The organism is Pseudomonas cyclaminis (assembly GCF_015163715.1).
GTDB lineage: Bacteria > Pseudomonadota > Gammaproteobacteria > Pseudomonadales > Pseudomonadaceae > Aquipseudomonas > Aquipseudomonas cyclaminis.
Window position 1 is genome coordinate 1 of record NZ_JADDUM010000371.1, and the last position, 5,773, is coordinate 5,773.

At 61.7% G+C, this 5,773-nt stretch carries 4 protein-coding genes and 2 pseudogenes; all 6 read right to left on the reverse strand.

Going from position 1 to position 5,773, the window contains the following annotated elements:
• Positions 1–21: 21 nt before the first annotated feature.
• Positions 22–1,628: pseudogene (gene purH / locus IQK56_RS30565) on the reverse strand (bifunctional phosphoribosylaminoimidazolecarboxamide formyltransferase/IMP cyclohydrolase).
• A gap of 81 nt (positions 1,629–1,709) precedes the next feature.
• Complete coding sequence (gene fis / locus IQK56_RS30570; RefSeq protein ID WP_032890623.1) at positions 1,710–2,030, reverse strand: DNA-binding transcriptional regulator Fis; 321 nt, start codon at positions 2,028–2,030, stop codon at positions 1,710–1,712.
• On the reverse strand, positions 2,027–3,040 hold the full coding sequence (dusB, locus tag IQK56_RS30575) for a tRNA dihydrouridine synthase DusB (RefSeq protein ID WP_112193211.1): 1,014 nt from the start codon (positions 3,038–3,040) through the stop codon (positions 2,027–2,029). The genes fis and dusB overlap by 4 nt, the downstream gene beginning before the upstream one ends.
• Before the next feature lie 185 nt (positions 3,041–3,225).
• Positions 3,226–4,459 (reverse strand): annotated as a pseudogene (locus IQK56_RS30580) (DUF3426 domain-containing protein).
• A 30-nt stretch (positions 4,460–4,489) separates the two neighbouring features.
• A complete protein-coding gene (prmA, locus tag IQK56_RS30585) occupies positions 4,490–5,368 on the reverse strand; it encodes a 50S ribosomal protein L11 methyltransferase (protein WP_150760931.1) in 879 nt (292 codons plus the stop codon).
• A 225-nt stretch (positions 5,369–5,593) separates the two neighbouring features.
• Positions 5,594–5,773: DbpA RNA binding domain-containing protein (locus tag IQK56_RS30590; protein WP_193901973.1), on the reverse strand; the 180-nt coding region annotated here is incomplete at its 5' end.

The following is a 5,773-nucleotide window of genomic DNA, read 5'->3' on the forward strand; positions in this document are numbered from 1 at the left end:
CCACATTTGGATCGAGTTGGATCAGTGACGGAAGTGGCGCATGCCGGTGAAGACCATGGCAATGCCGGCTTCATCAGCAGCGGCAATCACTTCAGCATCACGCATCGAGCCGCCCGGTTGGATCACCGCAGTCACGCCTGCTTTTGCGGCATTGTCCAAACCGTCGCGGAACGGGAAGAACGCATCGGATGCCATCACCGAACCTACAACCTGCAGACCGGCGTGCTCAGCCTTGATCGCGGCGATACGCGCCGAGTTCACGCGGCTCATCTGGCCGGCGCCGACGCCGATGGTCTGGCGGTTCTTGGCGTAGACGATGGCGTTGGATTTAACGTATTTGGCCACTTTCCAGGCGAAGATCAGGTCGTTGATCTCTTGCTCGGTCGGGGCGCGCTTGGTGACGACTTTCAGGTCTTCGCTGCCGATCATGCCGATGTCGCGGCTCTGTACCAGCAAGCCGCCATTGACGCGCTTGTAGTCCCAGGCTGCAGCGCGGTCAGCCGACCACTCGCCACAGGCCAGCAGGCGCACGTTGGCTTTGGCGGCAACGATGGCGCGGGCTTCTTCGCTTACCGAAGGGGCGATGATCACTTCAACGAACTGACGCTCGACGATGGCCTTGGCGGTCTCGGCGTCCAGTTCACGGTTGAAGGCGATGATGCCGCCGAACGCCGACTCGGTGTCGGTGGCGTAGGCCAGTTCGTACGCCTGGCGGATGCCGCCTTCAGCGTCCGGGCTCACGGCCACGCCGCACGGGTTGGCGTGCTTGACGATCACGCAGGCTGGCTTGACGAAGCTCTTCACACATTCCAGCGCGGCATCGGTGTCGGCCACGTTGTTGTAGGACAGTTCTTTGCCTTGCAGCTGGGTGGCGGTGGCGATGCCTACTTCGGCAGGCTTGGCTTCCACGTAGAACGCCGCGCTTTGGTGCGGGTTCTCGCCGTAGCGCATTTCCTGGGCCTTGATGAACTGGCTGTTGAAGGTGCGCGGGAACTGGCTGCGGCCTTCCGTGCTGAGGGTTTCAGCCGTCTGGTTCACGGTGCCCATGTAGTTGGCGATCATGCCGTCGTAGGCCGCGGTGTGTTCGAACGCCTTGAGCATCAGGTCGAAACGCTGGGCGTAGGTCAGGCCGCCGGCTTTCAGGCTTTCGAGCACTTGGGCGTAGTCGCCGGCGTTGACCACGATGGCCACGTCTTTGTGGTTCTTGGCGGCCGAGCGCACCATGGTCGGGCCGCCGATATCGATGTTTTCGATGGCGGTCGGCAGGTCGCAGCCTGGCTTGTTGATGGTAGCTTCGAATGGGTAGAGGTTAACGGCCACCAGGTCGATTGGCTTGATGCCGTGCTCGGTCATGATGGCGTCGTCGATACCGCGACGGCCAAGGATGCCGCCGTGGATCTTCGGGTGCAGGGTCTTGACCCGACCGTCCATCATTCTGCGAAACCGGTGTAGTCCGCGACTTCTACTGCGGCCACGCCGTTGTCCTGCAGCAGTTTGAAGGTCCCGCCCGTGGAGAGGATTTCCACGCCCAGGGCTTCCAGCTCCCGGGCAAATTCGAGGATCCCGGTCTTGTCGGAGACACTGATCAAGGCGCGGCGGATCGGCAGGCGGGTAGTCTGGTCGGTCATTTCAATTTCCATCAAAAGCAAAGGAGTCAGCAAAAAAGGCGACCGGTTTTACGCGGGCGCCTTTCTGGTTTGATTGAATGCTTACAGCAAATCGTATTGCTTGAGCTTTTTGCGCAAGGTGCCACGGTTGAGGCCCAGCAGCTCACTGGCTTTGGTCTGGTTGCCCTTGACGTAGTTCATCACGCATTCGAGCAAGGGCGCCTCGACTTCGGAGAGCACCAGGTTGTACACGTCCGTGACGGAAGCGCCCTCAAGGTGGGCGAAATAATTATGCAGCGCCTTCTCGACACTCCCGCGAAGGGTCTGGCCTTCTTCGCTCGGCGTGTTGAGGTGCTGTTTCAAATTGACGTTGTCGCTCACGGGTGTTGTTCCACTCACTAAAGTCTCGGTCATCATCGTCATGCGGCCACCCCTTCTCCGTCCCCTGCTCTCAGGCTCTTGTCTCGTTCGGCAAAAAACTCACGAACGGCGGTGACCTGTGCTTGCGTTTCATCCAAACGATTGAATCCGGCGCGAAACTCCCTGGCGCCCGGCAGGGTTGCGAGATACCAACCCACATGCTTGCGAGCAATGCGCACGCCCATCACGTCTCCATAGAAGGTGTGAAGGGCAGCCAGATGCTCAAGCAGAATACGTTCCACTTCGACCAACTCCGGCGCCGGCAAGACTTCACCGGTACGCAGGAAATACTCGATCTCACGAAAAATCCACGGGCGCCCTTGGGCGGCCCGGCCAATCAACAAGCCATCGGCGCCGGTTGCGTGCAGTACGCGCCGGGCTTTCTCGGCTGAGTCGATGTCGCCATTGGCAAACACCGGCATCGACACCGCCTGCTTGATCGCGGCGATGGTGTCGTACTCGGCTTCACCGGTATACAGATCGGCGCGTGTGCGGCCATGTACCGCCAGCGCTGTAATACCTGCCTGTTCGGCGATCTTCGCCACCGTCAGGCCGTTCTTGTTGTCCCGGTCCCAGCCGGTACGGATCTTCAGGGTTACCGGCACATCCACTGCGGCGACAACGGCCTGCAGGATCTCGGCAACCAACTGCTCATCTTTCAATAGCGCGGAACCGGCGGCCTTGTTGCAGACCTTCTTGGCCGGGCAGCCCATGTTGATATCAATGATCTGTGCGCCCAACTCCACGTTGGCTCGGGCCGCATCCGCCAGCATCTGCGCATCACCGCCGGCGATCTGTACCGAGCGGGGCTCGGGATCACCTTCGTGGATCATGCGCATCCGCGATTTGCGGGTGTTCCACAAGCTCATGTCGCTGGTGACCATTTCCGAGACTACAAGACCCGCGCCCAAACGTTTGCACAGCTGACGAAAGGGCTGGTCGGTGACACCCGCCATTGGGGCGAGGATCAAGCCGTTCTGCAATGTATATGGGCCGATGCGTACCGCCGACATAGGACTTCCCTGTTGTGGGGCCGGATCATTAGAGTTCGAAAAAGGGTTGGCATGATACCCGCTCTCGATGACTGGATAAAGGCTGGATTGGATAAAATCTGAACAGTTATTTCTTTATCGCCGCCGGTTTGGATGCGCGGCGCCCAGTCAATAATCCACCGTCAAGCTTCGGTGAGTGGGTCGGCTCACTCGGGCGAGTGGAAGCTCAGGCTGTAATTCACGGCTTTGTTGCCCGGATCAAGGATGTCCAGGGAGATATGGATCGGGGTCTGCGATGGCATTTCGCTCACGCCGGCCAACTCGCCACTGAGGTATTCGGCGGGTTTGAACCGACGACTGGCAATCAGGCCGCCATTGAGGTCGGCAAAACGCAGCTCCAGCAGGGGGAAGGGCTGGGAGAACGTCGCGCGGTTATAGATGATCGCATCCACCACCAGCGCCCCGGCGAATTCCGGGTGGCTGCGCACTACCAGGTTGCTGCTCTTGATGTGGGCGATATCGACCCGTGACGGCACCGTGCAGCCCAGTGTGGGGCACAGTTGCTGGAACCACGGGCGGTAAGCGTCCTGGCGCGCCAGGTCGTCGAATTGGTAGGCGATGTATTGGCCTGCCAACCCCGCGGCGGCGATCAGCACCAGCAGTATCCAGATTAAGCGGCGGCCCCAGCCCTGTGGGCGCTTTTGTGCGTACAGGTGCAGCGGGTCGTCTTCGAGGTCCTGGAGCAACTCGTCGTGAACGCCGGCCTCGGGGGCGCGGGCGCTTGCGCCGCAACTGGGGGCGCTCCTCGGGTTCCGGCTCGTCCGCCGCCTGGGTGAGCGGGGTGAACGGTGGGTCGAGGTCTTCATCCTCGGAGGCGGCACGCAGTGGCGGCTCGTCGTCGATATCGTCGATGTGATGCGACATGGACGGCTCGGTGCGCTGCTTGGTCGCAGCGGCTTTGCTCGGTTCCGACTCGTCTTCCGGGGCTTTGGTACGCTCTTCAGGCGGCTCGCTGAACAGGCTGGCCGCCCATTTTTCTTCTTCGGCCTTGACGGTCTCGCGGCTGGCGCTGAGGGCGTCTTCCTTCTGGCGGCGCTCTGCACCCGGTTGGCGACGTTCCGCGCCCACGGGCAGCGTGTGCTGAATCTCGCGGCGCTCCAGCTTGGCCAGTTCTTCGTCCAGGTCCAGGTTGTCGAGGTCCAGCTCTTCGGCGGTCCACTGTTTCTGGCTGATGGCGCGGGGCGCCTCTGGGGTCAGCGCGATTTCCGGTAGTTCAGGCGCCGGGGCCTGGGCGCGCTGCTCCAGCAGCTGGCGAGCCGCGTTGAACACTTGCAGGCACGAGCCGCAGCGCACCACGCCACGGGCCACGCTCAATTGAGCGTGGTTGACGCGAAAGCGTGTTTGGCAATGCGGGCACTGGGTGACGAAACTGTCGGTCATGCGGCCATCCGATTCAGGCAAGCGCTCATTCTAGCGCCGACGCCCGCTGATGCGTACCCAGCCATCGCGGTTAGCGATCGGATCCAGCTCGAAATCCTTGGCATACGCGGCAGCGACGTCTTCGCCCTGCTCGGCGAGGATGCCCGACAGCGCCAGGCGCCCGCCCGGCTTGACCAGGCTCGACAGTTGCGGCGCCAGGGAAACCAGCGGCCCGGCGAGGATATTCGCCACCAGCACATCGGCCTGGACCTGTGGCAGGTCTTCGGGCAGGTAAAGTGGGAATTTGCCTTCAGGAATATGGTTGCGCCCGGCGTTATCGCGGGAGGCTTCCAGGGCCTGCACGTCGATGTCGGTGCCCACGGCTTCCTTGGCGCCCAGCAACAGCGCGGCAATCGCCAGGATCCCCGAGCCGCAGCCGAAATCCAGCACGTTGCTGTCGGTCAGGTCCTGGCCGTCGAGCCATTCCAGGCACAGTGCGGTGGTGGGGTGGGTACCGGTGCCGAACGCGAGGCCTGGGTCCAGCAGCAGGTTCACCGCCTCAGGCTCTGGTGCGGCATGCCAGCTCGGTACGATCCACAGGCGCTGGCCGAAACGCATCGGCTGGAAGTTATCCATCCAGCTGCGTTCCCAGTCCTGGTCCTCGATCACTTCGCTGTGATGCTCCGGCAGCGGGCCACCGGTGAGCAGCTCCATATGGGCCAGCACGGCGGCAGCATCGGTGCCGTCTTCGAACAGGGCCAACAGGTGGGTGTGGGACCACAGCGGAGTGGTGTTGAGTTCCGGCTCGAAGATCGGCTGGTCTTCGGCGTCCATGAAGGTCACCGAGACGGCGCCCACTTCGAGGAACGCGTCTTCGTAGGTTTCGGCTTGTTCTGGGCTGATGGCGAGACGGACTTGCAGCCAAGGCATGGCGGGCACCTTTGAAAAATTGAATGTGCGACGGCTGGGTCGCGAAAGGGCGCAAGTTTACGCGAGAGCAGGGCAGAAGACGACTGTACTGACTGAACACAAATCAAATGTGGGAGGGGGCTTGCCCCCGATAGCGGTGGATCAGTGACAGATACTGAGACTGACACACTGCAATCGGGGGCAAGCCCCCTCCCACATTTGGATCTCCATTGAATGGGAGATTTTTTACAGGATGCGCACGCGCAACGAACGGCCTTTGATCTTGCCGTCATTCAAACGCTGTAACGCCTGCTTGGCGATGCCACGTTCCACGGCCACGAACGCCTGGAAGTCAAAGATCGCGATCTTGCCGACCTGAGCGCCGGGGATGCCGGCGTCGCCGGTCAGTGCACCGAGGATGTCACC

Coding starts and splice junctions, on each gene's coding strand:
- fis (WP_032890623.1), bottom strand. CDS start 2,030: ATGACGATGATGACCGAGACTTTAGTGAGTGGAACAACACCCGTGAGC.
- dusB (WP_112193211.1), bottom strand. CDS start 3,040: ATGTCGGCGGTACGCATCGGCCCATATACATTGCAGAACGGCTTGATC.
- prmA (WP_150760931.1), bottom strand. CDS start 5,368: ATGCCTTGGCTGCAAGTCCGTCTCGCCATCAGCCCAGAACAAGCCGAA.